General features: G+C 50.8%; 18 protein-coding genes. 7 read left to right on the forward strand and 11 right to left on the reverse strand.

Going from position 1 to position 24834, the window contains the following annotated elements; all coding sequences use genetic code 11:
- The 4 genes from ACSVDI_RS11140 to ACSVDI_RS11155 all read right to left on the reverse strand — a co-directional run bounded on the left by ACSVDI_RS11140 (nucleotide 1) and on the right by ACSVDI_RS11155 (nucleotide 4559).
- On the reverse strand, nucleotides 1–1173 hold the full coding sequence (locus ACSVDI_RS11140) for a glycoside hydrolase family 88 protein (RefSeq protein WP_457942967.1): 1173 nt from the start codon (nucleotides 1171–1173) through the stop codon (nucleotides 1–3).
- A 104-nt stretch (nucleotides 1174–1277) separates the two neighbouring features.
- Nucleotides 1278–2102, reverse strand: a complete 825-nt coding sequence (locus tag ACSVDI_RS11145) for a carbohydrate ABC transporter permease (protein WP_457942968.1) — start codon at nucleotides 2100–2102, stop codon at nucleotides 1278–1280.
- Nucleotides 2103–2122: 20 nt separating this feature from the next.
- A complete protein-coding gene (locus ACSVDI_RS11150) occupies nucleotides 2123–3031 on the reverse strand; it encodes a carbohydrate ABC transporter permease (protein WP_457942969.1) in 909 nt (302 codons plus the stop codon).
- A gap of 196 nt (nucleotides 3032–3227) precedes the next feature.
- Complete coding sequence (locus ACSVDI_RS11155) at nucleotides 3228–4559, reverse strand: ABC transporter substrate-binding protein (protein WP_457942971.1); 1332 nt, start codon at nucleotides 4557–4559, stop codon at nucleotides 3228–3230.
- A 416-nt stretch (nucleotides 4560–4975) separates the two neighbouring features.
- Between ACSVDI_RS11155 and ACSVDI_RS11160 the strand changes: the two genes are divergently transcribed.
- The 7 genes from ACSVDI_RS11160 to pflB all read left to right on the forward strand — a co-directional run bounded on the left by ACSVDI_RS11160 (nucleotide 4976) and on the right by pflB (nucleotide 15476).
- Nucleotides 4976–6796 carry a histidine kinase gene (locus ACSVDI_RS11160; RefSeq protein WP_457942973.1) on the forward strand — a complete coding sequence of 607 codons (1821 nt, stop codon included), beginning with the start codon at nucleotides 4976–4978 and terminating at the stop codon, nucleotides 6794–6796.
- Nucleotides 6793–8400, forward strand: coding sequence for a response regulator transcription factor (locus ACSVDI_RS11165; protein ID WP_457942975.1), 1608 nt, complete (start codon nucleotides 6793–6795; stop codon nucleotides 8398–8400). Before ACSVDI_RS11160 ends, ACSVDI_RS11165 begins: the two co-directional genes overlap by 4 nt.
- Before the next feature lie 13 nt (nucleotides 8401–8413).
- Nucleotides 8414–10204, forward strand: coding sequence for a heparinase II/III domain-containing protein (locus ACSVDI_RS11170; protein WP_457942976.1), 1791 nt, complete (start codon nucleotides 8414–8416; stop codon nucleotides 10202–10204).
- Between the two features lie 43 nt (nucleotides 10205–10247).
- Nucleotides 10248–11036, forward strand: a complete 789-nt coding sequence (locus ACSVDI_RS11175) for a DUF7402 domain-containing protein (RefSeq protein WP_457942977.1) — start codon at nucleotides 10248–10250, stop codon at nucleotides 11034–11036.
- Between the two features lie 408 nt (nucleotides 11037–11444).
- Entirely contained in the window at nucleotides 11445–12164 is a 720-nt protein-coding gene (locus ACSVDI_RS11180) for a Crp/Fnr family transcriptional regulator (protein ID WP_457942978.1), read from the forward strand.
- Between the two features lie 191 nt (nucleotides 12165–12355).
- A complete protein-coding gene (gene pflA / locus ACSVDI_RS11185; protein ID WP_457942980.1) occupies nucleotides 12356–13102 on the forward strand; it encodes a pyruvate formate-lyase-activating protein in 747 nt (248 codons plus the stop codon).
- Nucleotides 13103–13229: 127 nt separating this feature from the next.
- The gene (pflB, locus tag ACSVDI_RS11190) at nucleotides 13230–15476 is read left to right on the forward strand and encodes a formate C-acetyltransferase (RefSeq protein ID WP_457942981.1); all 2247 of its coding nucleotides are present in this window, start codon (nucleotides 13230–13232) and stop codon (nucleotides 15474–15476) included.
- A gap of 152 nt (nucleotides 15477–15628) precedes the next feature.
- Here the strand turns inward: pflB and ACSVDI_RS11195 are convergent, their stop codons facing one another.
- The 7 genes from ACSVDI_RS11195 to ACSVDI_RS11225 form a co-directional block, all read right to left on the reverse strand.
- A complete protein-coding gene (locus ACSVDI_RS11195) occupies nucleotides 15629–16669 on the reverse strand; it encodes an ABC transporter permease subunit (RefSeq protein WP_457942983.1) in 1041 nt (346 codons plus the stop codon).
- Nucleotides 16659–17717 carry an ABC transporter permease gene (locus ACSVDI_RS11200; RefSeq protein WP_457942985.1) on the reverse strand — a complete coding sequence of 353 codons (1059 nt, stop codon included), beginning with the start codon at nucleotides 17715–17717 and terminating at the stop codon, nucleotides 16659–16661. Before ACSVDI_RS11200 ends, ACSVDI_RS11195 begins: the two co-directional genes overlap by 11 nt.
- Nucleotides 17714–19252, reverse strand: coding sequence for a sugar ABC transporter ATP-binding protein (locus tag ACSVDI_RS11205; RefSeq protein ID WP_457942987.1), 1539 nt, complete (start codon nucleotides 19250–19252; stop codon nucleotides 17714–17716). Before ACSVDI_RS11205 ends, ACSVDI_RS11200 begins: the two co-directional genes overlap by 4 nt.
- A gap of 186 nt (nucleotides 19253–19438) precedes the next feature.
- Nucleotides 19439–20563 (reverse strand): substrate-binding domain-containing protein, encoded by a 1125-nt coding sequence (locus ACSVDI_RS11210; RefSeq protein WP_457942988.1) that lies wholly within the window; start codon nucleotides 20561–20563, stop codon nucleotides 19439–19441.
- 221 nt (nucleotides 20564–20784) lie between these two features.
- Nucleotides 20785–22272, reverse strand: a complete 1488-nt coding sequence (locus ACSVDI_RS11215) for a sensor histidine kinase (protein ID WP_457942989.1) — start codon at nucleotides 22270–22272, stop codon at nucleotides 20785–20787.
- The gene (locus ACSVDI_RS11220; RefSeq protein ID WP_457942991.1) at nucleotides 22269–23894 is read right to left on the reverse strand and encodes a response regulator transcription factor; all 1626 of its coding nucleotides are present in this window, start codon (nucleotides 23892–23894) and stop codon (nucleotides 22269–22271) included. Before ACSVDI_RS11220 ends, ACSVDI_RS11215 begins: the two co-directional genes overlap by 4 nt.
- A gap of 102 nt (nucleotides 23895–23996) precedes the next feature.
- Nucleotides 23997–24422, reverse strand: a complete 426-nt coding sequence (locus tag ACSVDI_RS11225; protein ID WP_457942993.1) for a VOC family protein — start codon at nucleotides 24420–24422, stop codon at nucleotides 23997–23999.
- Nucleotides 24423–24834: the final 412 nt, after the last annotated feature.

A 24834-nucleotide genomic window follows, 5' to 3' on the forward strand; every position in this document is an offset into this window, starting at 1 on the left:
TTACCAGTACAGGTCCCAATCCTTGTGCAGGCGGGTCAGGGCCTCCATGTAGAAATAATCGCCCCACGAAACGCACTCATCCACGCCTTCGGGCGTGCAGGTGTTGTACGGAGACTTTTTGCTGTAGGTGCCGTGCAGTACCAGACCGTTGGAGGTCTTCGGGTCCTTGACACTGTAACAGTCCGCCAAACTTTTCAGCATCTGCCGGGCAAGTGTCCGGTAGGTTTCCGCTTCCTGCGGCTCCACGTACTTGGCCATTTCCAGCAGGCCGCAGGCTACAATGCTTGCACTGGAAGAGTCGCGCGGCTCCTCCTCCCCGCTCATAAACGTCAAATCCCAGTATGGCACCAAATCTTCCGGCAGGCGGGAAAGGTAGAATTCCGTCACGCGGCGGAATGCGTCCAGATAAGCCGGGTTCCGGTTGTAGCGGTAGCTTAAAGCCATGCCGTAAACGCCCCATGCCTGGCCGCGCGCCCACGCGGAGTCATCCCGGTAGCCCTGGCAGGTGGCACCGTGGTCGGGAGCACCCGTTTCGGGGTTCATAAAGAAGGTGTGGTACGTGGAATTGTCGGGCCGGATGGAATACTTCAGACAGGTAGCCGTATGCCGAAGCGCGATGTCGCGGTACTTTTCGTCGCCGGTTACTTCGCTGGCCCAATGCAGCAAAGGCACATTGAGCAGACAGTCGATGATGTAGCGGTAGTTTTCCTTTGCGCCGAGTTTGCCCCACGCCTGAAGGAACTCTCCTTTTGGCTGGAAACGGGTGATGAGCTGGTCCGCCGCAAGGATAGCTGCCTTCTTGCCCTTTTCGCTCCCAGTCAGCTTATAGGCCGCAACGCAGGACGGGGAGTAGAGAAATCCCATATCGTGGTGGTCGACTTCGATGTGATTTTCAATGCGGTGCAAAAAGCTTTCCACCTGAATCAGCGCGGCATACCGGAAAATGTCGTCCCCGGTGTATTCGTAAGACAGCCAGATTTCACCCGGCCAGAATCCACAGGTCCACTGGTTGTTGTCGCAGGGCGGGTAAAAACCGTTCACACTGGAGTGGTTCTGGCTGACATAGGTGAATTTCGGAAGATTGCGCCGCACTTGCTCCGTGGCGCGCACCAGAGCCTCTTCCACCTCGGAATCCGTCAATTCCGGTTTCCCCGGAAAAGCCTTGATCATCATGCAAATTCCTCCTAATTTACAGAAAACGGGCTGCCGGGCAACGGCGGGGGAAATACCGTTCCCACCTTGCTGCCGTGCCCGGCAACCCAAAGTACTATTTTTTCTTAACCCTTCAAGCCGCTGGTCGCAATGCCCTGCACAAAATACTTTTGCAGGCTCAGGAACACGATCAGGACCGGAATCAACGCAACCACCGAGGCCGCCATGATTAGTCCGTATTCCGTGGAATACTGGGAAATGAACATACGCAGACCGATTTGGAGCGTTTTCTTCTCCGTCGTGGTCAGGTAGATCAATGGCCCCAAAAAGTCGTTCCAAGTATTAACGAACGTGAAGATCGTCAGGGTGGACAGCGCCGGCTTGGAAAGCGGCAGCATGATTTTCCCCCAGATCTGGTATTCGTTCAGGCCATCGATGCGGGCCGCCTCGCACAGTTCGTTTGGAATATCCGCGTAGAACTGCCGCATTAGGAACACGCCAAAGGCGGAAAACGCCTGCAGGCAGACAATGGCGGTAAGTTTATCGTTCAGATGAAATGTATTGCGCATCATAATGAACTGCGGAACCATGTAGGCCTGCCACGGCACAGCAATGGTTGAAATGTAACCGAGGAACAGAGCGTTCTTCCCCTTGAAGTCCAGTTTTGCAAACGCATAAGCCGCAAAGCTGGAGGTCAAAAGCTGCAGAAGCGTTACAATTACCGTCAGAATCGCCGTGTTGCCGACGAACCGGCCAAGCGGAATAACGGTCCAGATATCTTGGTAGTTCTCCCAACGGGGATTCTGCGGAATCCACTGGATCGGGAAGGTAAACACGTCCTTATTCAGCTTCAGCGACGCGGAAAGCATCCAGACAAACGGAAGCAGCATCGTGAACGCTAATAAAATCAGGACCACATATAAAATTACTTTGGTTCTGGCTTTTCCCATTTATTTCTTCTCCCTTCCCGTCAATTCGATATTTTCTTCTCGCCGCGGAACTGTACAATGGTAACAATGAGTACCATCAGGAACAGCACCATCGAAATTGCGCTTGCGTAACCCAAATCCCACTGCTTGAACGCGACGTTATAAATATGGAACACGAGCACCAGTGTTTTGGTACCCGGCCCAGCGTTGGTAATCATGAGGACAACGTCGTAAACCTTGAAGCACTGGATGGTTACCATGATAAGCACCAGGAAAGAAGTATTGCCGAGCTGCGGCAGCGTTACATAGCGGAACTTCTGCACGGTGTTCGCACCGTCCAGACCCGCAGCCTCGTAAAGCTCGGGGCTGATGCTCTGCAAACCCGCAAGATACATAATCATATAATAGCCCATGTTTTTCCAAACGCTGAACAAAATCAGGGTTGCCATCGCCCAGTTCGGGTCGACGGCCCAACCGGGCGGGTTTGAAATGCCAATGGCACGCAGAACCTGGTTCACCGGGCCCTTTTCCGGGCTGAACAGCGCATTCCAGACTGCAGCCACCGCAACCAGCGAAGCCACATAAGGGAAAAAGCTGATGGTACGGAAGAAATTCCGCGCAAAGATTTTCTGGTTCAAAATGACTGCCAACAAAAGCGAGGTAATCATGGTCAGCGGAACCGTGGCTACGGTGTAAATGACCGTATTAATGAAAGCCTGCTTAAAGCGGCTGTCGGTAAACAGCTTGGCATAATTCGCCAGGCCGACAAACTGCGGTCCCTGTACGGCGGAACCGTTCCATTTCATAAAGCTCAGCCCCACCGCCATCAGGATGGGAACCAGAGTAAATACGGCGAATCCGATGAAATTCGGTGCGATAAAACTGTAAGCGATTAAGTTGTTGCGCCGTTTTCTGCCTTTCGACGATACGGTTTTGACATGTGTTGACATAGCAGTCCGTGTCCTCCTTTTTGATAATTAACCGCACAAGCTTCTTGCACCGAATGATTGAGTGCCCCGCACGGAGGGCGGATTCGGCAAAATGTGCGCAGGTTTCCTGTAAAAATCAGCGGGCCGGTTCGGGCAGGAGCCCTCCTCGACCCGCAGTTTTCAGCGCGTGCAATTGTATTTGCTGTGCAGGAGTGGATTATCCAAGAATTGCCTTAACGTCTTCGCTCATTTTCTTAAGGCCTTCATCAATGGAAATGCTCTTCGTCATAATGGCGTCATGATCGTCATTAAGTGCGGTTTCTACTTCCGCGCTCTTGGCGTTCATCGGCATTTCAAGATAGGTATGAGAGGTCTTCAGAGCTTCTTTGCTGTTTGGATCGGTCGGGAAGCCTTCCATAGAAGTAATGAACTCGATGACTTCATCGCTCATAATCGCCGGGATGGTGCCGGTCTTCGCAACGACTACAGCGCCTTCTTCGCCGCTGGCGAATTTCACAAAGTCCAGAGCCGCTTCCTTATTTTTGGAGGAAGAAGCAACTGCGAGGCCGGTAATGGTAGCCAGTGTAGAACCTGGTTCTACGCCTTCTGCGTGCGGATATTTCACAATACCAAAGTTCTTAGCAGTGGATTTGCCAGCCTTATTGTCAGCCATCAGGGTGGAAATAAACCAGCTGCCCATGTTCATCATAGCAACGGAACTATTTTCAAACACGCCGGAATAATGGGTGCTGCTGGTTTTCAGTGTTGCGTAATCCATTACAACACCGTCGTCCTGCTGTTTGAGAACCATTTCATAATACGGCTTCATCCAGGTGTAGCCATCTTGGTAATCGAGCACCGTGTGCTTGCCGTCCAGAATGCCGAACAGCTGCACCGCACTGCGCCAAGTATGATAGTGCGCGCCATAGGTCTTGTCGTTGCCGCTGCCGCTTACCAGCTTACGGGCCAATGCGTCGTACTGTTCGAAGGTCATATCGTTCGTCGGGTAGTCAACCTTTGCCTTATCGAACAGGTCCTTGTTGTAGTAGAGGAGCCAGAAGTCGCTGCGGAACGGGAGCTCGTAAAGCTTACCATCCACCGTAACCTGGTCCGTAATACCGCCGTATTTCTTCAGGTCAATGTTGTTGTCCTTAATATACTGGGTCAAATCTTCCAACTGGCCTGCGTTTGTCATGGCCACATAACCCGGAACATCCTTTACAGTAATGATGTCCAGTCCGCTGTCGCCGCCAGCAAGCTGCGTACCCAGCGCAGTCTGGTAATCGGTGGAACCGAGGTCTTTCATTTCAATGGTGACATTGGGGTTCTTCTCTTTGTAGGCATCAATTAACGGCTGATAATAGGTGGTCTTGTCTTTATCCCACAGAGCCCACACAAGCTTTACCTGGCCGCCGGCCTGGGAAGAAGCCTGCGCTTGGGATGCCTGAGATGCCTGGGACTCGGTGCTGCCGTTACCGCAGCCCGCAAGAACCGATGCAGATAAACTCATTGCAAGAATCAAACTGGTTACTTTGCGTAATTTGTTCATTTTTTCTCCTCCTTATGATTGGATACCACCGCGCCGCCTTTCCGGTGCGTTTGCTTTATTATTTTAGCCTCTCTGTGAAGAAATTGTAATATAAAAAATTAAAAGAACATTCACTTTTTCTCGAACTTTTCATGTGCGCTGCAAAAACATGTAAGATTTTCACAAAATCATGTAAAATCTTATGCGATGTCTACATTCTGCACAAATAGCAACGGATTTAGTTGACAATTTCTTCTCATCAAGATACCATAAGTACAGTTTCATCATAACTTTATAAATTATGCGTTAACTTATATACGCTTGCTTTTGCCTTCTCTGGAACGCTTAGGCAAAGCCTGCATTTTGGGTTTTCCAGCGCAATTTGCGATTGATAAAAGGGCAAACCGTACCCTAACCCCAACGCCGCGGAGGTTTTTATGAAGCGGAGATTTCTTAAAACAATTAAATCAAAAATCCGGATGGTCACCATTCTTTTTACCCTTTTTGTCACCATCTTCTTCGCCACGGTCAGTTACTCCCAATTTCAGTCCTACGCAAGAAGGAATCAGATCCAATCTACAGAATTTAATCTGCAGCTGGTTTCCGGGCTAATCGCACAGGATTCCGCCGCGCTGGACACTCTCAGCAAATGGTGCAGTACCAACAGCCAGATTATTTCTTATTTAGAGGCTGCGGAAGTAAGTCCCTCCGAAGCGTTTCTCACCTACAACCGTCTTAAGGAAGAATACCAGAATAACCGCGCGGGCAGCTACATTCGCCGGGTCATCGTCATGGATACACAGCATACCCGTTTTTTGCAGGTTGGCAGCGCTTCCACCGAAACGCTACCGGTCAACGTTTACAATCTGAACCTGTTATTCCCTGGTGCCCCCAAGCAGGCGTATGCTTGGCAGAAAATTGAAACGGATCCTTATAACGTAGACCCTGCCGAACCAAAAAATACCATTCCAATGGTGCGCCCGATTTTCCGGCCTACCAACAAAGAGATTATCGGCTACGTCTATCTGGCGGTCGACATCCGCCTGATTACCGACCAGCTTTCCAATTATGTTGTCCCGCCGGACAGCAGCCTTTACCTGAAGCTTGGCGGCAACACCTACCAGTACGCCGGAGCAAACTTTACTCTGCTTCCTAAGGATTTTGCTAAGACCCAAGCTAACAGCAATTCGGAAACACTGGACGCGAAAACTGAAATTTCCGTTCTCGGGTTCCAGCACGGTGTTAAAAAGACTTTGGTAAGCTACCCGGTGCGCGGTACCGGAATGACCCTTTCCAACAGTCTTTCCGAGCAGCAGCTTGCCGAACAGCGGAACAACTTTATCAGGCTGACCATTCTCATCTGCATCGGCATCATTGCCCTCGGCAGCCTTATCACCGCCTATTTAAACCACTTAATTAACACGCCGGTGGCCAAAATGAGAAAGCGGATGGTCCTGATTTCCCATGGAGATTTTTCCTACGATCCGGAAATCGAGTGGGATAACGAACTTGGCGAAGTGGGCCGTGGAATTAATCAGCTTTCCCGCAACGTGGTCAATCTAATGCAGACCAGGCTGGCGGACGAAAAGAAAAAGCAGGAACTGGAATACCAGATGCTGCAAAGCCAAATTAATCCGCATTTCCTTTATAACACGCTGAACTCCATCAAATGGATGGCCACTATTCAGAACGCCACAGGCATTGCGGAAATGACAACCGCACTTTCCCGGCTGCTAAAAAATATTTCTAAGGGCACGGAAAAGATGATTCCCCTTGAAGAGGAACTCAGCCTGCTGGACGATTATTTTGTAATTCAACAATACCGCTATGGCGGAGCCATTACTATGACAAAAGAGATGGATGACGGCATCCTGCAAAACGCCATCCCCCGCTTCACGCTCCAGCCTTTGCTGGAAAACGCCGTGTTTCACGGAATTGAACCCAAAGGCGGCGCGGGTCACATTGAGGTAAAAGGCCGCCGCCGGGAAGACGGCGACGTGGAGCTCACCGTGACGGACGACGGGGTGGGCATGGACGCCGAAAGCATTCAGAAAATCTTTGATGGGGACGGGGATGCCCCCTCCGGCATGTTCCGCCAGGTCGGCATTCTAAACGTTCACAAAAGAATTCAGTACGAATTCGGCGAACACTATGGAATTACCATTACAAGTGAACCGGGCATTTACACCAAAACCGCCATTCTGCTTCCCTGGCGGCCACTTCCCGAAACCGGTTCCGAGGGAGGAAGTCGTAAATGATTAAACTGCTTCTGGCAGACGACGAGCCGCTTGTGCTGGTCGGTCTGCAATCCATGCTGAAGTGGGAGGACTACGATATTGAAATCTGCGGCACCGCGCACAACGGCGGGGAAGCGCTGGAAATGATCCAGCGGTATTCGCCCGACCTTGTAATCGCCGATATTAAAATGCCGCTGAAATCCGGTCTTGAGGTCATGAAATACTGCCGCGAAACATACGGTCGACTCCCCTTGTTTATTCTGCTGACCAGTTTTGAAGAGTTTCAGCTCGTCAAAGAAGCCATCAGTTATCAGGCGGTGGATTACCTCATTAAGTTGGAGCTTACGCCGGAAACGCTGGCCGCCTCCATTGCCAAGGCCGTTGACCTGCTGCGGGATTTGAAAAAAAGTGAAGGGGTCCGCCAGGCGCCGGAAGAGCGTGGCGGAATGCAGGCTTTTTACGACCGCTTTTTTGTGCGCCTGCTGAACAATCTGTTTGAAAACCGGGAGCAGTACCGGATGCAGCGCACAGAACTCGGCATGGATTTTTCCTTTGAAGCCTACGCTGTCTGCTACTGCGAGGTTCTCGGGATCAACAGTGCGGGGATGAGCGACGAAAAGCTCGTTAAACTGTATTCCAGCACCATCCGCATGGTGCGCGAAACCATCACCAAATACATGGCCTGCTATATCACCAGCCTGGACATGCGCCATTTCAGCATTACTTTCTGCCTAAGTGAGCAGGAGGTGCCCACCTACTGCGATGTGCTGAAAAACGTACTGGAAAAGACAATTTCCATTGTCTACAATTATTTCAACGTCCGGTTGATCTGCGCTGTGGGTACCAAAGTGGATGACCCTTTTCGTCTCTCAGAATCGTTCTACGCGGCACGGCAGATTTTTCACAGTGTCTCTGCTCAGGACCCCATTCTGTTTGCCGAGCGTTTGGGTGAAACTGCAAACAACACCGCAGTGTTCGACCTTTCCCAGTATAAGGACCGGCTCGCCAAAGCTTACACCGAGCTGGACGGCAACGCCTTGTATACACTGATTACGGAGATTGCCGAAAGCTTCCGCGACAGCCCGGCCCGCCGTCTGCAGGCAATGGACGCTGCGTGCAGCCTTCTTTATATGGCGATTTCTATGCTGCCGGACGGTGAACAAACTGTTTCCCAGATTTTTGCTGACGACCGCGAGGGATTCCGCAGCATTTACGCCAAACGTACGACCGACGAAATTCTCGCCTGGATTCTTAAATTCCGGGATGGCTTGCAGGAAGTGCTGCAAAACCGGAAACAAAGTTACAAAGACAGAATTGTGGTCGAGGTGCAGGGTTATATTCGCGAAAACCTAAATAAAAAGCTCTCCCTCAACGAGGTAGCGGCTGTTTTCGGGTTCAGCCCAAATTACCTGAGCCAGCTTTTTACCCGCTCCGCTGGCTGTAACTTTGTGGAATACATCACACAGGAAAAGATCGCGGCAGCGAAAAAAATGATGGCAGACGGCAACGAAAAGATTTACGAAATTGCCGAAGCACTTGGATTTGAGAGCGCTTTCTATTTCAGTAAAGTCTTTAAAAAGGTGGAAGGCTGTTCGCCCAGGGAATATATGAAAAATAAACTTTGAAACGGGGATCTTTATGTTTTCAGAAATACTCAGTTTTCTGCCGACGCAGCTGGCGGACTTCACTCCCTTTGCGCAAAACGGTCGCATTGACCGCGCCGCACTTTCCGAAGAAACCGCCGCGCAGCTTATAAAGCGCGGTGAAGAGGCGCTGAACCAACCTTACCCGGCCATTCCGGCAACCGCCTACATGGACTTTTGCCGCACCGGAAACCGCGTCCGGTTTGAAGCGCTTTACATGGCTCGGCGCAGAACGTTGAATGCGCTTGCGCTGGCTGAATTTGTCGAGCGGAAGGGACGCTTTCTCGACGGCGTCATCGACGGCATTTATGCCCTTTGTGAGGAGAGCGGCTGGCAGCTTCCAGCGCACAACAGCTACGTGCGCGACACGCCGCAACGGATTCTTCCGGACACCGAAGCGCCCGTACTGGACCTGTTTGCCTGCGAAACTGGCGCTCAGCTGGCCATGGTGCGCTATCTGCTGCGCGAGGAACTGGACGCGGTAAGCCCGCTCATCTGCAAACGCATCCTCTCCGAGCTGAACACCCGCATTGTCACGCCTTACTTAAACCGTCACTTCTGGTGGATGGGCAACGGGGACGAGCCCATGTGCAACTGGACGCCCTGGTGCACGCAAAACGTGCTGATTACTGTATTCACCACGGACCAGCCGCAGGATATTAAACAACATACGGTGCGGCAGGCCGCTTACAGCTTGGACTGCTTTTTGAAGGACTATGGTGAGGACGGCTGCTGCGAGGAAGGTGCGCAGTACTACCGCCACGCCGGACTCTGCCTGCTAAACGCGACAGAAGTGCTCAACGCCGTTTGCGGGAATGTATTTGCGCCGCTTTACCGCAAACCCAAAATCCGCAATCTTGCCGCCTATATTCTGAGCATGCATGTGGATGACAAATACTACATCAATTTTGCCGACTGTTCCCCCATTGCAGGCCGTGCCGGGGTACGTGAATTTCTGTTCGGGCTGCGCACGGAAAATCCTAACCTCACCGCGTTTGCCGCGGAGGAATGGCAGAAAAGCGAAGACCGGGACCTACCAGATGAAATTAACCTGTTCTATCGGCTTCAGGCCGCTTTTCTAGCAAATGAAATCAGTGCATACCACCCAGAAAAGCCAGTGCGTCACCCGGAACTCTACTACCCGAGCGTTGGCATTTTTATCGCGCGGGATTCCGCTTACTGCTTGGCTGTGAAGGCTGGCGACAACAACGACAGCCACAACCACAACGATACCGGCAGTTTCACCGTCTATAAAAATGGTCTGCCGTTCCTAATTGACGTCGGCGTGGAAAGCTACACGAAAAAGACCTTTTCCCCGCGCCGCTACGAAATTTGGACCATGCAGTCCGCCTACCACAATCTGCCCACCTTCGGAGGGGTGATGCAGAAAGACGGTGCGGCCTTTGCCGCCCGCGATGTGGAGGTTTCCTTTAAGGAAAACCAAAGCAGCATTTCTATGGATATTTCCGGGGCCTATCCGCCCGAGGCGGGGGTAGAACATTACCTTCGCCGTGTCACGCTGCATAAGGGCGCCGGCATCACCGTGGAGGACCGTTTTTCCGGCAGCCGAAGCGAAGCGGTGCTGAGCCTGATGTTCTGCGAAAAGCCCGGCATCACCGGCCGCACCATCGCGGTGGGCAGCCTGGGCACCGTTTCGGCGGACCGTGGCGAGCTTCGTGTGGAAAGCATCCCGATTAACGACCCCCGCCTGCGCCTTGCCTGGCCCGAAACCCTTTGGCGCGTACTCATCCGCTTTGAAGGACAGTTGACCCTGAATCTTCAATAACAATTAGTTTTAAGTAATTCCACGAAAGAAAGAGGAACCTAAAATGAGCCTTACCCTGAAAATTACGAATGCTTCCGGCGAAACGCTCGCCTGTGCGGCGGGCAAAACCGAAGTGAACCTAGTATATGACCCCGAATATACGCAGGGTGACTGCCTGGTGATAGAAAGCAGTGAACCCGGCCGCTTCGTAGTACTCCAGTTTGACGATACCCTTGCGCCTGCTTTCACCTTTTTAAAAACAGACCGCTTTGTCTTTTACATTCCGTTCGGCGAGAAGCGTGTTTCTTACTCTCCCCGCGCTTTTTCCGGGACTCGGCACCTGTTGTATGCGCGCTACGCTTCGCCCGATGAAATCGCCGCGCGCAAAAACCTTGCCTTTAACCCGCTGGACGAACACGAAAACAATAGTTTGTTCCCACATGCAAGCGCCAACGTCGAAACGCGGGGAGAAGCCGTATTCGCCGCGCGCAATGCAATCGACGGGCTGAAAGCCAACACCTTCCACGGGGAATGGCCGTATTCAAGCTGGGGCATCAACCGAAATCCGCAAGCCGAATGGACGCTGGATTTCGGGCGCAAGGTACGGCTGGATGAAGTGGTATTCTACCTGCGCGCGGACTTCCCGCATGACGCTTGGTGGGAAAGCGCAACGTTGCATTTTTCGGACGGCAGCAGCCAAACGTTCCCGCTGGTGAAAAGCGGAGAGGCACAGTCCTTCCGCATTGAGCCAAAAACAGTGGAATGGGTAAAACTTGACACACTTCGAAAAGCCGATGACCCCTCCCCATTCCCGGCGCTGACCCAGTTGGAGCTCTTCGGTACAGAAGCCTAAACCGGCTAACCAAGAGCGCCCATAAAGGACGGATTCAACCATAATTTTTTACCATAAAAGGGTACCGCAGAATGATGAAGCATTCCTTTTGCGGTACCCTTTTTCTGCCTGGTATACGTTATAAAACAGATCTGTCTACCGAAAAAGAAAGCTCCTGGTTCCAGCTTTCACCAGTTTCGTCAATGCAGCCAATATTTAGTTTCGTTCAAGGCGGAAAATCGCCCTTGCAGCGAAGATTCTGGGTACCGCGCCGAATGCCCAACAGTACCGTTTCTTACATTCTAGTTTTTTCCCATACAGTTTCAATCACAATTCTTTCGCGGCCTTGTATCTTTGAAATAGGCATAGTAAAATAAGTGCAACACCAACAAAATACCATGGGCGATTAAAATTCACGGAAAGGATGCTATGATGGAAAAAGCGAATAAAAAAGCTCTGCCCAGTTGTGCAAACTGTAAAAACAGCATTTGGTGCACACAAACAATCCCACTGTTCAGCGCACTTCCGGCAGACGTACAGAGAAGCCTTACGGATCACTCCATTCAGACAACCAAGGCAAAAGGCAGCTTCCTGTTCCGTGTAGGGGAAAAAGTGGACTCTGTTTTAATCATCCGAAAGGGAAGAATCAAGCTCTGTAAATATGATGCCGACGGAAACGAATACATTCTTGACATCATTCACGACGGGGACGCCATATGGGAAAACCTCTTTCTTGAAAATGCCGTTTTTCCGTATTCCGCGGTGTGCCTGTCCAAAGTGGAGTTGTGCGAAATTAAAAAGAGCGAATTTATGCAGTTGATTGCGGAGCGCCCAAACATCGCCATGAACCTAATTTCGCTTCTCTCCCTTCGGCTAAAGGACTCCAATGAAAAAGCACTGCTGCTTTCCATCCGCGACCCGAAGGTACGGCTGGCGGGATTTTTGCTGGACCGGGACATCCGGTGCGTCGGGCCGGAAATCAAGCTGAAGCTGGAAGACATCGCCGCAAGCATTGGGCTGCGCCCGGAAACCGTAAGCAGGAACCTGAGCCAGTTTGAAAAAGCCAATCTGATCAAACGGCTCGGCCATGGGAAAATTATGGTTACCGACCGCAGCGGTTTGAAAAAAGTCTATGGGTCCAGCCATTGAGCGGCCTAACAAATCAGACCATTCGAATAAAACAGTCGTAAGGGCTTGCCGCCTGTAAAACGCAGGCGGCAAGCCCTTTGTTTTTGAGCATCTTCGGGTGTTTTACTGTCCGCCAATTCAAAACTTGATTATAATCAAAGAAACAGAGCAAAAGTGGGAGTATGATAAGCGTACAAGAAAGGGGGATGCATATGATTCGAGGAGCAATCCATTCCACAGAGTCCTTCGGTTCCGTTGACGGCCCGGGCATTCGATTCCTAATCTTTTTAAAGGGATGCAAAATGCGCTGCCGCTACTGCCACAACGTAGATACATGGGACCCACATTCCAACGATTTGCGTACGGCAGACGAACTGCTGGAGCAGGCGCAAAGATACCGCAGTTATTGGGGTAAGGAAGGCGGCATTACGGTTAGCGGCGGGGAACCCCTTTTGCAGATTGACTTTCTTCTTGATCTGTTTCAAAAGGCTAAAGCGCTTGGAATTAATACCGTCATCGACACAGCCGGTCAGCCTTTCACAAAAGAAGAACCGTTTTTCTCGAAATTTGAGGAGCTGATGCGGTACACCGACCTTCTTCTGATGGACATTAAGCATATTGACCCCGAAGAGCATAAAAAGCTGACGGGCCAGCCGAATGATAATATCTTGGAACTGTTCCGCTATCTGTCCGATATTGACAAGCCCATCTGGATTCGGCATGTGCTGGTTCCGGGGATTACGGACGATGATGGTTACCTGCACAGAACGCGGGACTTCATCGCTACGCTTCGAAATGTAAAGAAGATCGAAGTGCTGCCTTACCACGCCATGGGCGAATATAAATGGAACGAACTCGGCATTCCCTATTCCCTCAAGGGAGTGGAATCCCCCAGTGCACAACGTGTCAAACACGCCGAATGCATTCTTCGTGGTGAAAGCGATATCGTCGGTAAATGAATGGAACCGTAGACAGGAAAAAACTGATTTATTGATTACAATCAAGGAATTAGCATGTGAAATACGTTAAAGTAAAGGCACAACCGCAGAAGAGAGCTGCAGAACATCTCAAGTAAGGAGTGGTACTATGAAGCAGGAATGGAGAAGTTTCAAGGGTTCACATTGGACAGATGATGTCAATGTGAGAGATTTCATCCAGAATAACTATACACCATATGACGGGGACCAAAGCTTTTTGGAAGGCCCGACCGAGGCGACCAACAAACTCTGGGCAAAAGTACAGGAGCTGCAGAAACAGGAAAGGGCCAAAAACGGTGTTTTGGACATGGAAACCAAGGTGGTTTCCGGCATTAACGCCTATGGCCCTGCTTATATCGACAGCGATACCCGGGACCTGGAAAAAGTTGTGGGACTGCAGACAGACAAGCCCCTGAAGCGGGCGTTCATGCCCTACGGTGGAATCCGGATGGCAGAGGAAGCCTGCACCACCTATGGCTACACCCCGGACCCCGAACTGCACAAGATTTTTACAGAATATCACAAGACGCACAATCAGGCCGTTTTTGACGCGTATACACCGGAAATGAAGAAAGCACGTCACAATAAGATCATCACCGGCCTTCCGGACACCTACGGACGCGGACGCATCGTCGGCGATTACCGCCGTGTCGCGCTTTACGGCATCGACTTCCTGATTGAAAAGAAGAAGGAAGACCTTGCCTACTGCGGCTCCGGTATTATGACGGACGATATCATTCGCCAGCGAGAAGAGCTTTCGGACCAAATTCGGGCATTGAAGCAAATGAAGGAAATGGCAGCAGGATACGGCTTCGATATTTCCAAGCCTGCCAGCAACGCAAAGGAAGCCGTCCAGTGGCTGTACTTTGGGTATCTGGCAGCAATCCGAAGCCAGAACGGCGCGGCTATGAGCGTTGGCCGTGTGTCCACCTTCCTCGACATTTATATTGACCGTGACTTGAAGGAAGGAACGCTGACCGAAAAGGAAGCGCAGGAACTGATTGACCACCTGGTATTAAAGCTCAGAATGGTGAAGTTCGCGCGTATTCCGTCTTACAACCAGCTGTTCTCCGGCGACCCGGTTTGGGCTACCCTGGAAACCGCAGGCCTTGGCATGGACGGCCGCCACATGGTAACCAAGAACGATTACCGTTTCCTGCATACGCTGGAAAACATGGGCCCTGCACCGGAGCCGAACCTTACGGTTCTTTACTCCTCCAAACTGCCGGAAAACTATAAGAAGTATGCGGCCTATATTTCCGTGAAAACAAGTTCCATCCAGTACGAAAACGACGACGTAATGCGTCCAATCTGGGGCGACGACTACAGCATCTGCTGCTGCGTGTCCGCAACACAGACCGGTAAAGAAATGCAGTTCTTCGGCGCTCGCGCAAATCTTGCCAAGTGCCTGCTGTATGCCATTAACGGCGGTATTGATGAAAAGAGCGGCGATCAGGTTGGCCCCGCCTACAAGCCCGTTACCTCTGATGTGCTTGATTATGACGATGTCATGGCAAAATACGACGTCATGATGGACTGGTTGGCAGGACTTTATGTAAACGTTCTGAACCTGATTCAGTATATGCATGATAAGTATTACTATGAAGCAGCAGAAATGGCGCTGATTGACACCGACGTAAGAAGAACCTTTGCGACCGGTATCGCCGGGTTCTCCCACGTGGTCGACTCCCTATCCGCTATTAAGTACGCAAAGGTAACGCCTGTGCGCAATGAAAACGGCGTGGCTGTGGACTTTAAGATTGAGGGTGATTTCCCGCGTTACGGAAACGACGACGACCGCGCGGATGAGATTGCCGTGTGGCTGCTGAAAACCTTCATGAAGAAGCTTCGGAAATACCACACCTACCGCAATTCGGAACCAACCACGTCCATTCTTACCATTACCTCCAATGTTGTTTACGGTAAGAATACCGGTACGCTTCCGGATGGCAGACCAGCTTGGACACCGCTGGCACCTGGCGCAAATCCATCCTACGGCGCAGAAAAGAACGGCCTTCTTGCTTCCCTGAACTCAGTTGCAAAACTCCCTTACGAGTATGCGCTTGACGGTATTTCCAATACGCAGACCGTCAACCCGGGTGCACTTGGGCATACGGAAGAAGAACAGACCGAAACTCTGGTCCATGTTCTGGATGGATATTTTGACCGCGGCGCCCATCACCTGAACGTGAACGTGTTTGGCGTAGAAAAGCTGAAGGACGCTATGGAGCACCCCGAAAAGCCGGAATACGCGAACTTTACGATCCGTGTCTCGGGATATGCCGTTAAATTCATTGATTTGACAAGAGAACAGCAGCTCGACGTTATTGCAAGAACCTGCCACGATAGGATTTAATTAGGGATTCATTCGAATAAAAGCAAAAGCAGTCGCCGCCGCCCATTTACACGGGCGGCGGCGACTGTTGCTTTTTACCGGTTCCATTCAACCGGAATCAGGAAGATTTGGCATCTCATGGTGAGAAACGTATTATCGTAAGAAGTTGGCTATCACTTTTTCAGCTTTTTCCCGCCCACGCCGGCGATGATGGCCTGAAGAACAATGAAGAAGCAGAGCAGCGCAGAGAGAACGATTCTGACCCACCAGCTGGAAAGCGTGCCCTGTGTGGTAATCAGGCTTGCAATCGTACCTTTGATGAGAACACCGAACAGGGTCCCCACTACGGTTCCAACGCCGCCGGAAAGCAGAGTGCCGCCGATGACCGCCGCAGAAATGGCGTCCATTTCCAACCCTTTCGCCTGCTCTACAAACCCGGCGCAGCTGTTCAGGCAGAAAAGGAATCCGCCGAGCCCGGCCAGCAGTCCGTCCAAAACATAGGCCTTCATTTTCACCCTGCGGACATTCAGGCCCATCATAAGAGCGCTTTGCTGGTTGCCGCCGATCGCGTACAGCTCTCGGCCAAAATTACAGCGCTGCAGCATAATAGTGATGAGAATCACAATAATGAGTGCAACCACAACCGTGGGATAAATGTATGAGGGAATAAACGTACCGTTCTTTTTGGTGTACCCAATGGGCAGGTTGATTTTTGCGTTGGCCCATTGCAGGAACTCTGCGTTTTTCACTGCAATCATCTGTGTGCTGACCACAGCCGTCATGCCGCGCCCAAAAAACAGCCCCGCCAGCGTAACGATAAACGGCTGAATGTCAAGGTATGAAATTAAAAATCCTTGCACCACGCCAAAAGCAAGCCCAATAAGCAGCGCGGAAAGCAGCGCCATGTAAACGCTCATGCCTTTGTGTTCCATCAGGTCTGCCGCCACCATACACACCAATGCCGTCACGGAACCGACGGAAATATCAATTCCCCCGGTGATCATCACAATCGTCAGCCCACAGCTGATGACAATCAGCCCCGCATTGGAAATGAACAGATTCATAAACATCTGCGGCTTGGCAAAGCCTTTGTTGGCAAATACAATCATGCCAATGGAATACATGACAACAAAAAGCAGAATCGTAATCATGAGCAGAAAGGCAACCGCGCCCGGCTTTTTGCTCTTTTTCACAAGGGTCAGCTTATCCAGCATTGACGGTCACCGCCTTTCTATGCCGCATGCTCCGGAATTTTTTCTGGAAAACCGGGCTTTGAATGACGACAATAATGATGACGACAATCGCCTTGTAAACTGGGAGCTGATCGGCCGAAACCTTCATCGCGTAAAGTGTTGTTGTCAGCGCTTGAATGGTGTAAGCGCCAATTACGGAGCCCATCAGGTTAAACCGGCCTCCGCCAAGGTTGTTGCCGCCCAGCGCCACCGCAAGGATGGCGTCCATTTCAAGGTTCAGACCAATATTGTTTGCATCTGCCGAATAAATGCGGCTGGAAGCGACTATCCCCGCCACGCCGGAGAGCAGCCCCATAATCACATAGGTCAAAAACTTAATGTGGGTGCTGTTCAAGCCCACCAAACGCGAGGCCGAGCCATTGACTCCTACGCTTTCTATGTACAAACCGAGCGCTGTTTTATTTAAAACCAGGTTGACCACGAGGACAACTCCAATGGCAAAGAAGACGGGAGTTGGCACGGGGCACGCGCCAATGTAGCCGCCCATCACCCGATAAGAATCGACGCGCACATAGGTAATCTGCCCTTTGGTCACCAACTGAGCGATGCCGCGGCCCGCTGTAAACAAAATCAGTGTGGCAACCATGGGCTGAATGCCCAGCACCGAAACAAGAAAGCCGTTAAAGGCGCCGCAAAGGACGGACGCTGCCAGCGCCGCAAGAATAGCAATCGCCATGGGAGCCATAAGCGTGTTCGTGCTTACCGCACCGCCGGAAAGAATCTGACAGCAAATGCCCGCCGCAACCGCCATAACCGCACCTACGCTGATGTCCTGCCCACCGGAAGCCGCCGTTACCAGCGTCATGCCCACCGCAAGGATAACAAGCTCGGAAGCGCGGTTGATAATATCGATCAAATATCCGTACAGTACTCCATTGTTAATGGATATTACAAAGAAATCCGGTGTTTGAATAACGTTGACAAGAAGAACCAGAAAAAGACATACAATTGGCATAAAAAAGCGCCAATGCACCAGCTTTCCCCAGTCAAACTTTGTTTTTGCGTTCATGCGTCTGCTCCCCCTGTCCCGCCGGTCTGGTTCCCGGCAATCGTCTGCATGATGTGCGCCTGCGTAAGCTCTTCGCCCGTCAGTTCGCCCACCATTTTGCCGTCGCGCAACACCGCGATATGCGAGCAAGTGCGCAGCATCTCATCAATTTCCGAAGAAATAAAAGTGATGGCCTTGCCCTCATCCGCCATTTGCAGCACCAGCTTTTGGATTTCCGTCTTGGTGCCGATGTCGATGCCGCGGGTCGGTTCGTCCAGAATCAGGTAGTCCGGGTTAGTCAACAGCCAACGTCCAAGGATGACCTTCTGTTGGTTGCCGCCCGAAAGGCTGCCAACCGGTTTTTCTCGGTCCGGCGTTTTAATATCCAGCAGGTCGATAAACCGGTCTGCCGCTTCGTCCATTTCTTTCCGGCTCATCAGGTGGAACATTCCCCGCTTCGCCTGCAGGGCGAGAATGATGTTTTCCCGCACGGAAAGGTCCGAGATGACGCCGTCCTTCTTCCGGTCTTCCGGAAGATACGCCATGCCGTTTTTCATGGCGTCCAGCGGCTTCGTGATGTTGACTGTTTTTCCATTTACCTTCAGTGTTCCTCCGGTGGGCCGGTCGGCGCCGTAAATGGTACGCACCAGTTCGGAACGCCCGGAACCGAGCAGACCGGTCAGGCCAATCACTTCGCCTTTGTTTATCGTCAGGTTAAAGGGCTTGATGGTCCCCGCGTGGGTCAGCCCCTCCGCCTCGATCACCGGTTCCGCAGGGATTGCTGAATTTTTCCGCTCACTCTTAATTTCGGCCAGGTCGTCGAACTCCTTGCCGAGCATTTTCGCCACAAGCTGCACACGCGGCAGACTTTCCGTTTGATATTCGCCCACCAGTTCGCCGTTGCGCAGCACGGTAATGCGGTCGCACACTTCATAAACCTGGTCCAGAAAATGGGTAACAAAAATAATGCCGACGCCTTCGCTCCGAAGCTTCCGCATCAGGTCAAACAGCTTTTCCACCTCTTCCTCGTCGAGCGATGAGGTCGGTTCATCCAATATCAGCACACGGCACTGCATATCCACGGCGCGTGCAATGGCAATCATCTGCTGAATGGCCAGCGAGCACTCCCCAAGTAGTTTTCCCGGTTCCACGTTAATATCGAGGCTTTTCAGAATCTCTGCGGATTTTCGGTTTATGGTTTTCCAGTCGATGAAGCCATATTTTTTTGGTTGGCGACCGATGAACAGGTTTTCTGCGACCGTAAGATTCGGGCAGAGGTTCACCTCCTGATATACTGTGCTGATGCCGTTGGCCTGCGCCTCCTGCGGAGAACGATTGACAATCGGATGGTCGATGCCATCCATCCTGATTTCTCCACTTTCCAACTCATAAACACCTGTCAAGACTTTGATGAGCGTCGATTTCCCTGCACCGTTTTCTCCCATCAGCGCGTGAATTTCCCCCGTGCGCAGGGAAAAGTCCACATTCGAAAGAGCCCGCACACCCGGAAAAGTCTTGCTAATTCCCCTCATGGACAATAACAAACTGTCACTCATTCTCTGCACCTGCCTTTGTTTGTTGTCTGCTTCCGACATATAACGCACCCGCCGATAAAAAAGAATGGCGTGATACCGTTTCCAAACGTCCCGTATCACGCCATTCTTTCACTCCGTTCCTCCCGGAACAGTGGGACTTTCTTCAGCTTTTCTCTGCGGTGATGGCGCCTCCCATGCTCAAGCAGATCAATATGCTCTCTTATCGAGAACTTCCTGTGTCAATTTGGTCACGTTGAAATTCTCGCCGCCAACCGAAACCTGAGTAACGGTTGTATCGGCACTGAACATTTCTTCGTCAACATAAGCTTTCTGGTCTACCGTGCCACCGGATTCGAGCGTATCAATAATCTTTTTTACACGGGGACCATGGAGCGGGTTGCATTCTGTGTTCAACGTAATTTTGCCCTTCAGTGTGTCGGTCAGTCCGGCCTTGGTGCTGTCGAAGGACAGGACCATAATCTGGCCGTTCTTAATGTCGGGACCGACCGTCTTGCCAGCGGCGGTTAACGCGTCAATGGCGCCGAATGCTTCGTTATCGTTTTCGCAGTAAACCACATTGAGATTCGGGTACTGCTTGATGAAGGACTCCATAACTTCCTGGCCCTTAGCCTGAGTAAACTCGCCGGATTCCTTCGCCAAAAGATCCCAGCCGTATTCCTTCGCGGCTTCCTCCAGACCTTCCGTACGTCCAATCTGAGCAGAAGCACCGATGGTGCCCTGGATGTCAACAATGTGCAGGTCCGAACCCTTCAGGCCCTTTGCATCTGCAAAATTCTTCAGCCAGGTGGCGGCCTTCTGGCCCTCCAGCTTAAAGTTGGAACCGACCCACGCGGTGAAAAGGCTTTCGTCCGAAACCTTTACCATACGGTCTACAATAATGACCGGGATATTGGCGTCTTTGGCTTCTTTCAGCACGGTATCCCAGCCGGTTTCAGTAACAGGCGCCAGTACGATGTAGTCGACCTCTTGCTGAATGAAATTGCGAATTGCGGTAATCTGGTTTTCTTGCTTCTGTTGCGCGTCGTCAAACACAAGGTTGAATCCGTTGGCCGTACTAAATGTGTCCTTCATGGAAGTGGTGTTTGCCGTTCTCCAGTCGGACTCCGCGCCCACCTGAGAAAAACCGACCGTAATGGTTTTGCCGCTTTCCGTCTTCATGCTGGCGGTGCCGGTGTCCGATGATGCCGCAGCGGAAACCGCAGCAGACGTGTCGCCGTTCGCCGCGCCATTTGTGGCCGTCGAACTGTTGCCGCAGGCTGTGAAAGAAACCGCCATTACCGATGCCAGGATAACAGATAACCATTTCTTCATACTACAACTTCCTCCTTTTAGGTTCCGTATTGGATTTCAATTCCTTTATGATAATAAACCAAAACATTCAAAATTCCCATAGAATAATTTATTTGTTTTGTAATATTTTTTCTGAACTTTTTTCGATGTCTTGATTTTTGGGAAACAAAAATGCGAACGAAGTTGGTTTTTTTCCTCCTTTCGTTCGCATTTTTCCGATTTTTGAAAAAACAGGAATCCATTCAACGATTGTCTGCCTCAAACCCACCGCACCGCTTTGCCGGAATCCGAACCGTTACCGTGGTGCCAACCCCATAGGTACTTTCCACTTGGAGGCCATACTGTGGGCCGTAGTTCAGACGAATCCTTTCGTTCACGTTCAGCAAACCAATCCCATGAATATTGTCGGCTGCGTCCTTTGTGCGGCCGCTGATTCTTTCCCGCAGATCGTCCAGTTCCGCGGGTGTCATGCCCACACCGTCGTCCGAAACGGTAAATTCCATCTCCTGGTTGTCCGTCCTACGCGCGGAAACGCAGATGACCCCTTTGCCGCGCTTGTTCTTTATCCCATGGTACAGCGCGTTTTCCACAATCGGCTGCAGCGTGAGCTTCAGAATGGTGTAAGGATACAGTTCTTCCTGAAAACAAACCCGATAATCCAGAATATCCTGGTAGCGGAACTTCTGTATTTTCAGGTAACTGCGCACATGAAGCTCTTCCTCTTTTACCGTAATATAATCTCTTCCCTGGCTGAGCGTGGTGCGGAAAAAGTCCGACAGGCTGGTAACCATAGAAACCACCTGCTCCTTTTCACCCGCTTCCGCCAGCCATACGATGGTGTCGAGCGTATTGTAAAGGAAATGCGGGTTAATCTGCGCCTGCAACAGCTTCAATTCGGTTTTTCGCTGATTCACCTGTTCCAAGCGAATGTTGTCTACCAATTCACCGATCTGCTCGGTCATGCTGTTGAAGCTGTCGTTCAAAATCTGAATTTCATCGGCGCTTCCGGTTCTTACGCGCGTTTCAAAGTTGCCGTTGGCCACCTGTTTGGTCAGGGCACACAGGTTTCCTAGTGGAATCGAAATGCTTTGCACCATGTTCCGGGTCAGCAGCACGGACCATATCAGAGCCGCCGTAAACACGATAAACGTCAGGGTAACGGCTTGATCTTTCTTGGCCTGCAGCTCGGAGCGCACATTCTCCATTTCCGTAGCTTCGTAATAAATGTATTCCTGCGTGTTTTCCAGCACGAGCTCCGTCACGTTGCGAATATCAAGATCAAGCATCTGGCTGTTTTCGTTGTACTTTCCGCCCTTCGATATGTTGCTGTCGATAATCTGTGTGTATTTTTTGAGATTGGTCAGCATGCGGATGGTAGACTCAATGCGGTGTTCGTTTTCCTGCCCCGTAGTGCTGCCCCGCAAAGAGCGGTAGCGCTGCGTAACCCCGTCCAGCATGACGTATGGGTTCTGCAGCCCCAGTTTCTGCTGGGCATCCTTTGCATTCACCGAAGAAATGATCATGCGGTACAGCACGTAGTCGTAATCTTTTTTAAACTCAATGTTATAGCTGTTTGCCACCGTAATGTTCCGTACAATCCGGTCGTAGGAATCGGTCAGCTTAATCAGGCTTGTCGTAAGGTAGACCGCCATCACCACAAAAGGAATCAGAATGCCGAACGACAATATGTAAAGGCGGTTGCGAATCGAATGCTTTCTTGACTGTTTCATCGTTTCTCCCTGTATTCCCGCGGGGAACAACCGTTGATTTTCCGAAACAGATAACTGAAATAGTGCGGATCCTGATAGCCCACGCGGTAAGCAATTTCAGAAGTTTTGGCGTCGGTACAGCGAAGCATTTCTCGTGCCTTCTTCATGCGCAGGTTAGTCAGGTATTCAATGAACGTGACGCCGGTTTCCTGCGAAAAAATCGTACTGAAATGATTGGGGCTCAGGTTGACGCTTTGGGCGGTTGTATTTAGGGAAATTTCCCTGTTCGCGTAATTTTTGTCGATATACGCTTTTGCTTTCTCAATGAGCCCGCCATAGCGCTTGGTCGCTTTATAGTCGCGCGCCACAATGGTCTGCCGGATGATTTTCGTCATGCAGGCTTTTGTCTGCTGCACTGAAACCAGAGCAGCAGATATCGCGTGGATGCTGCCGGTGTACTTCCAGATATTTTCTTCACTGTACCCAATTTCCCGAAGGAACGCCGCCGCACAGAGGTAGAGGTCCATCGTAACGTATTGCCGGAACATCATGGAAGCAAGGTTGTTGTTCCCCAGCTGGATAAAAAAGTTTTCCGTGAAGGCAGGGGCTTCCGAGAGCAGACCGTTCCGCAGAAAATTGCGCACCACATTCCGGTCAAGCGCGCTGGCGCTTATTTCCACACTATTCTGCTGGCAGTCATCCACCACTTTGAAGCTCTCGGACTCATCGTAACGGACAACCCGATTTTTCTGTCCAAGATAACGGTAAGCAAATACCCGCCTAGCGCCGTAAAACGATTCTGCAATTCCTTTTGGCCGATGGGTCGGGCTGCCGATTGCGGCAAAATACCGCAGCTCTCCCACGGATTCCCGCAAGCTGCCGAGCAGGCTCAGCAACGACTCGGTATTTGCTTCCAGCTCGGCCTGCGTATCCGCTTTTACCAGAAAAGCAAGCCCCTCCACGCCGCGCGGGAAAACATCCACACGTGGAAGTTCTTTTTCCTTTTTCTGAAGTGCCTCCATAAACTGCACGACCTTGTCGGAGTAGCACACCGTTTCTTCGCTTTGCGCCGCGTCGTTTACCTCATACAGAACAATGCGGAAATAGCCCGCCACAAGGTCGATTTTTCGGCTTTTCCCTTTGGAAATAATCTCGGCAGAGGAAAGTTGCCCAGAAATTACTTCGTCAAAATATTTGCTTCGTGCAAGGTCCTCATTTTCTTTCATTTCTTCTTCGAACCGACGCAGATTTTCCTCTTTTTCACGCTCCTGGCGAACAACACCTGCCACATGCTGCACGGCTTCCAACAGCTTTTCCGATGAAATGGGTTTCAGCAGGTAATCGGTAACCCCAATGCTGATGGCCTGTTTAGCGTAATCAAAATCACCGTAGCCCGAAAGAATCATAATCTTTGTTTTGGGAAGCTCTTTGCGGATAAGGCGGGAAAGGTCAAGCCCATCCATAAACGGCATCTTGATGTCTGTTATGACAATGTCTGGCTTCAGCTTCTGAATCTGCGGATAGGCCAGTTCCCCATCTGCCGCTTCGCCGAGAAATTTAATTCCGCTGCCGGCCCAGTCCACATTTTTTTTCATCCCCTCGCGAACGACAAACTCATCCTCCACTAAAAACACACTGACCATTTTCTCACCCGTTTCGTCCGTATTCCAAAATCAGCGCAGAGAAAAAAAGATTGAAAAAAGGTGATAGCTGAATGTGCTAATACCATTCCGCCTCATGAGGATCTAGAGCAGCGCAAAATGGGGACTTTCGAAAATAGATTTCATTTCGCATAGACAAAAAGGGTGCCCAGCAGGGTCAAACAGAACGGTCCAACTGTCTGAAAACTGCTGATCTGCAATTCTTGCTCCACTATGGACCGCATATTGAACCGCTTTTTCTAAATTATTTACAGCAAAGTCAAGATGCGCCATTTGCTGTTGGGCATCCGGCTGTTCCGGCCACACAGGCGGTTGATACTCCGGATTTCTTTGAAACGTGATACCGGGATATGCTCCCTGATTTGTTCCTGGAACCCCTACACATGCATAGTCCTCATCCTGAAAGACAATCTCCCAGTTGAGCAGTGCTGCATAAAATTTTGCTAATTCATACGGGTCTTTGCAGTCCAGCGTGCATGCATACATTTTTATTTTCAGCTCATCACCCATAATTTTACCCCCTCCAATCCTTTAAATTTCCGATATTTTTATTGATAAAATTCAATCGATAAATAAACACATCAAAGCATTATTATCTGTTGATTCCGAAAATTTTTCTCCTAATCCTCTGGTAAGTTCTTTAGCTGATATCAGCCTGTGATGGTACTGCGTTGGTTGAATTGGCTTTTGGATGTCTAAATTCCTCATGAAACAAAGAAACCACCCTGATCGGGTGCTTCTTGCGGTATTGGGGGCCACTTAGTTTTAGTAAGCCAGAAGGAATTTAATCCTTGGTTAACTCGAAATTTGTATGCAAACATCAGAAAAATTGGCTTTCTTCTGGTGATTGGCGGTAATTGAAAGCCCAGCGAAAGATCCAATCAGTATCCGCACGTAGATTTGGTTTCGAAACAGACAAAAA

The organism is Caproiciproducens sp. LBM24188, assembly GCF_054130445.1.

Excerpts from the sequence above, each read along its gene's own strand:
- ACSVDI_RS11180 (WP_457942978.1), top strand. The coding sequence starts at position 11,445 with ATGATGGAAAAAGCGAATAAAAAAGCTCTGCCCAGTTGTGCAAACTGT.
- ACSVDI_RS11140 (WP_457942967.1), bottom strand. The coding sequence starts at position 1,173 with ATGATGATCAAGGCTTTTCCGGGGAAACCGGAATTGACGGATTCCGAG.
- ACSVDI_RS11160 (WP_457942973.1), top strand. The coding sequence starts at position 4,976 with ATGAAGCGGAGATTTCTTAAAACAATTAAATCAAAAATCCGGATGGTC.
- ACSVDI_RS11220 (WP_457942991.1), bottom strand. The coding sequence starts at position 23,894 with ATGGTCAGTGTGTTTTTAGTGGAGGATGAGTTTGTCGTTCGCGAGGGG.
- ACSVDI_RS11165 (WP_457942975.1), top strand. The coding sequence starts at position 6,793 with ATGATTAAACTGCTTCTGGCAGACGACGAGCCGCTTGTGCTGGTCGGT.
- ACSVDI_RS11200 (WP_457942985.1), bottom strand. The coding sequence starts at position 17,717 with ATGAACGCAAAAACAAAGTTTGACTGGGGAAAGCTGGTGCATTGGCGC.
- pflA (WP_457942980.1), top strand. The coding sequence starts at position 12,356 with ATGATTCGAGGAGCAATCCATTCCACAGAGTCCTTCGGTTCCGTTGAC.
- ACSVDI_RS11195 (WP_457942983.1), bottom strand. The coding sequence starts at position 16,669 with ATGCTGGATAAGCTGACCCTTGTGAAAAAGAGCAAAAAGCCGGGCGCG.
- ACSVDI_RS11155 (WP_457942971.1), bottom strand. The coding sequence starts at position 4,559 with ATGAACAAATTACGCAAAGTAACCAGTTTGATTCTTGCAATGAGTTTA.
- ACSVDI_RS11145 (WP_457942968.1), bottom strand. The coding sequence starts at position 2,102 with ATGGGAAAAGCCAGAACCAAAGTAATTTTATATGTGGTCCTGATTTTA.
- ACSVDI_RS11170 (WP_457942976.1), top strand. The coding sequence starts at position 8,414 with ATGTTTTCAGAAATACTCAGTTTTCTGCCGACGCAGCTGGCGGACTTC.
- pflB (WP_457942981.1), top strand. The coding sequence starts at position 13,230 with ATGAAGCAGGAATGGAGAAGTTTCAAGGGTTCACATTGGACAGATGAT.
- ACSVDI_RS11225 (WP_457942993.1), bottom strand. The coding sequence starts at position 24,422 with ATGGGTGATGAGCTGAAAATAAAAATGTATGCATGCACGCTGGACTGC.
- ACSVDI_RS11215 (WP_457942989.1), bottom strand. The coding sequence starts at position 22,272 with ATGAAACAGTCAAGAAAGCATTCGATTCGCAACCGCCTTTACATATTG.
- ACSVDI_RS11210 (WP_457942988.1), bottom strand. The coding sequence starts at position 20,563 with ATGAAGAAATGGTTATCTGTTATCCTGGCATCGGTAATGGCGGTTTCT.
- ACSVDI_RS11150 (WP_457942969.1), bottom strand. The coding sequence starts at position 3,031 with ATGTCAACACATGTCAAAACCGTATCGTCGAAAGGCAGAAAACGGCGC.
- ACSVDI_RS11175 (WP_457942977.1), top strand. The coding sequence starts at position 10,248 with ATGAGCCTTACCCTGAAAATTACGAATGCTTCCGGCGAAACGCTCGCC.
- ACSVDI_RS11205 (WP_457942987.1), bottom strand. The coding sequence starts at position 19,252 with ATGAGTGACAGTTTGTTATTGTCCATGAGGGGAATTAGCAAGACTTTT.